The sequence below is a fragment of the Actinotalea sp. C106 genome, from assembly GCF_023630195.1.
GTDB lineage: Bacteria > Actinomycetota > Actinomycetes > Actinomycetales > Cellulomonadaceae > Actinotalea.
Genome location: NZ_JALPKN010000339.1, coordinates 1 through 2,980, shown reverse-complemented (window position 1 = coordinate 2,980; position 2,980 = coordinate 1). Strand labels below are relative to the sequence as shown.

Here is a 2,980-nt window from a genome sequence, read left to right as displayed (position 1 = left end):
GGCCCCGACCGACGACATCCCCGACGGGCCTGAGCCGGACCCTGAGCCGGAAGCCGACCCCACGGCGGCCCCCCGACGCGGGACGCGTCCGGCGCCCCCCGCCGGCTCGGCGGGTCAGCAGCCCACCCGGCCCGCCTCGGAGGACGACTACGACCCGGACGATCCAGACCTCGCCTCCTCCGGCCTCGTCGGCGCCCCCCTGGTCGCGCAGATGCTCGGCGGGACCGTTATCGACGAGATCCCCGACGACCCCTCCTGAGGAACTAGTCTGGTCGGGTGTACGAGGGTGCGGTCCAAGACCTGATCGACGAGCTCGGGCGGTTGCCCGGCGTCGGTCCCAAGAGCGCGCAACGGATCGCCTTCCACCTGCTCGCCGCGGACCCGGTCGACGTCCGTCGGCTCGTCGACTCGCTGACCGAGGTCAAGGCCCGGGTCCAGTTCTGCACCGTCTGCGGCAACGTCTCGCAGGAGGAGCACTGCCGCGTGTGCCGGGACCCTCGTCGCTCGAACGAGGTGATCTGCGTGGTCGAGGAGCCCAAGGACGTCGTCGCGATCGAGCGCACCCGCGAGTTCCGCGGGAAGTACCACGTGCTCGGCGGGGCCATCAACCCGATCGACAACGTCGGGCCGGACGACCTGCGGATCTCCGAGCTCATGAGCCGTCTCGCCGACGGCACCGTCACCGAGGTCATCCTCGCGACGGACCCGAACGTCGAGGGTGAAGCCACCTCGACCTACCTCGCCCGACTCCTGGTCCCCATGGGCCTGCGCGTCACCCGGCTCGCCTCAGGGCTGCCGGTGGGTGGAGACCTGGAGTACGCCGATGAGGTCACGCTTGGGCGGGCCTTCGAAGGACGGAGGCAGATCAGTGCCTGAAGACACGCCCATGGTCCCCACCCCCCAGCGAGGCGGGGACGACACCGCCCGGCCCGTCGAGGCAGCGGCCGCCCAGCCCGCGGGCCCTGGCAGGGCCCAGGCCCCGGCCGACCTGCGCGAGGTGGCGGACAGGATGGCCGCCGAGTCGCGGGCCTTCACCACCACGGTGACCGAGGTCGCGGCCGGGGCCAACCCCGAGGCCGCCATCCCGCTGCTCCTCCTCGCGGTCTCCGACGTCCTGGCCGCCGGTGCCCGCCTGGGCGCGATGGTCGACGTCGTACCCCCGGAGCGCTTCGAGCCCGACGTCGGCCCCGACGTCGACCTGGACCCGCTGCGCGCAGCCCTGGGCAACGTCTTCGAGGGCATCGACGACTACGCCGAGGTCGACGACCCGGTGCTCGGCCGAGAGGTCGTGACCTCCTCGGTCTCGAGCGACGTCGTCCTGGTGGTCGGCGCCCTGGCCCAGGGGCTGCGGCACCACGCCTCGGGCGAGGTGCTCGAGGCGCTGTGGTGGTGGCAGTTCTCCTACCTGTCGAACTGGGGCGAGCGCGCCTCGGCGGCCTTGCGGGTGCTGCAGACGGTGCTCGCCCACCTGCGCCTCGACGTCGACGACGAGGTCGCCGCCGACGCCGAGTTCCAGGCCCTGCACCCCTGAGCCGGTCAGCGGCAGCGGGCTGAGCGCTGCGGCCTGAGCAGGTCCGCCACCGCGCGGACCTGCGCGGTCACGCCACGCGGGTGCCCTGCGGCAGGCGGTCCTGCGGGATGCGCAGACGGCGGACCGCCAGCACCACCCCGCCGACCGCGAGGAGCAGGTTCGCGCCGAGGCCCCACGGCCAGGCCGGGCTCAGGGCGTCGAGCTCTGCGCGCCCGGAGTCCTGGGTGAGGGGCTGCTCGTAGCACCAGTCCTGGGTCTCGGGCGGGCCGAGCCGTGCCTGCCGGACGCCGTAGCGGATGAGCGACATCGGATCGCCCTCCCCGACGTACTGGCCCTGCGTGTCGGTCTCCGGGGCGCCGGGCATCGCGTCGGCGACGATGACGAACGGGTTGACCGCGAGCAGCCACCAGGTCCGTTCGGTGTGCGCGACGTAGACCTCCTCCTCGAACCACTCGCACTCGCCGGGCACGTACTCCCCACCGGACTCGAGGGCCGCGGCCTCGGCCGCCCGCCAGTCCTCGCGGTAGACCTGCTGGGTCTCCTCGCCGCTGACCAGGGGAAGGGTGAGGCCGAAGACCACGAGGGTCAGCACGGACAGGGTGGCCACGGCCACGTACGTCAGGACGGACGACCCGGCGGTGCGGGTGGTCAGGGCGGAGAAGCCCAGGCCGATCGCGCAGACCACCGCGAGCATCACGGCGAGGAGCGCCAGTGTCGTCACGACCGCCACGACCGGGGTGCCCCCGGTGGCCAGGGCCCACAGCAGGAAGGGCGAGGACACGGCGAGGAAGGCCAGCGAGGCGAGCCACGAGGCCAGGAGCTTCCCGACGGCGATCTCGGCCGCGCTGAGCAGGGTGACCTGCAGGGTCGCGAGGGTGCCGGCCGCGCGGTCTCCGTTGATGGCGGTGGCCGACAGGGTCGGCGAGACGAGCAGCCCGAGGAACAGGACGAAGAAGACGATGAACCCGAACATCGTCCGGCCGGCCCCGAACGCCGGGTCCAGGTCCGAGACGAGCCAGGTGAGCAGGGTGACGGCTCCGACCACGAGGCCGAAGGCCACCAGGGAGATGACCCAGCGGGTCGAGCGGATGCGCTGACGCAGCTCGAGCCGCGCCACCGTGCGCACCCCGTGCCAGGTGAGGCCCCAGGTACCCGGAGCCGTCGGCGCGGGGTCGGGACGGCTCGGCGCGCCGCCGAGCTCCTCGGTCCGGACGCTCATCGTCGCTCCTCCTCGAGGGCCAGGTAGGCGGACTCCAAGGCTCCCGAGGCCGGTGCGAGCGAGGTCACCGCAACCCCCGCACCGACCGCCGAGCGGAGCAGGTCGGCTGCAGCGGCCTCGCCCTCGAGATCGACCACGACCCCGCCCGGGGAGCCGGGCACCGCGTCCGGCCCGCTCGCGTCCCCGGGGAGGTCGAAGCCGGGTGGGCCGAACCCGGCCGGGTCGGGTCC

4 protein-coding genes and 1 pseudogene are annotated in these 2,980 nt (G+C 73.6%); 3 read left to right on the top strand and 2 right to left on the bottom strand.

Annotated features, from left to right (window positions below):
• The 3 genes from L0B03_RS15955 to L0B03_RS15945 form a co-directional block, all read left to right on the top strand.
• A partial coding sequence (locus tag L0B03_RS15955) for a hypothetical protein (protein WP_250447678.1) occupies positions 1-259 on the top strand: 259 nt, incomplete at its 5' end.
• 17 nt (positions 260-276) lie between these two features.
• A complete protein-coding gene (recR, locus tag L0B03_RS15950) occupies positions 277-876 on the top strand; it encodes a recombination mediator RecR (protein WP_250447674.1) in 600 nt (199 codons plus the stop codon).
• Positions 877-886: 10 nt separating this feature from the next.
• Positions 887-1,531, top strand: coding sequence for a DUF5063 domain-containing protein (locus tag L0B03_RS15945; protein WP_284501916.1), 645 nt, complete (start codon positions 887-889; stop codon positions 1,529-1,531).
• Positions 1,532-1,598: 67 nt separating this feature from the next.
• Here L0B03_RS15945 and L0B03_RS15940 read toward each other — a convergent pair whose 3' ends face one another.
• Together L0B03_RS15940 and L0B03_RS15935 are read right to left on the bottom strand one after the other, a co-directional pair.
• Positions 1,599-2,750: an ABC transporter permease gene (locus L0B03_RS15940; RefSeq protein ID WP_250447671.1), complete on the bottom strand. Its 1,152-nt coding sequence runs from the start codon at positions 2,748-2,750 to the stop codon at positions 1,599-1,601.
• A pseudogene (locus tag L0B03_RS15935) lies at positions 2,747-2,980 on the bottom strand (ABC transporter ATP-binding protein); the annotation flags it as partial. The pseudogene L0B03_RS15935 and the gene L0B03_RS15940, both read right to left, overlap by 4 nt.

Excerpts from the sequence above, each read along its gene's own strand:
- L0B03_RS15945 (WP_284501916.1), top strand. The coding sequence starts at position 887 with ATGGTCCCCACCCCCCAGCGAGGCGGGGACGACACCGCCCGGCCCGTC.
- L0B03_RS15940 (WP_250447671.1), bottom strand. The coding sequence starts at position 2,750 with ATGAGCGTCCGGACCGAGGAGCTCGGCGGCGCGCCGAGCCGTCCCGAC.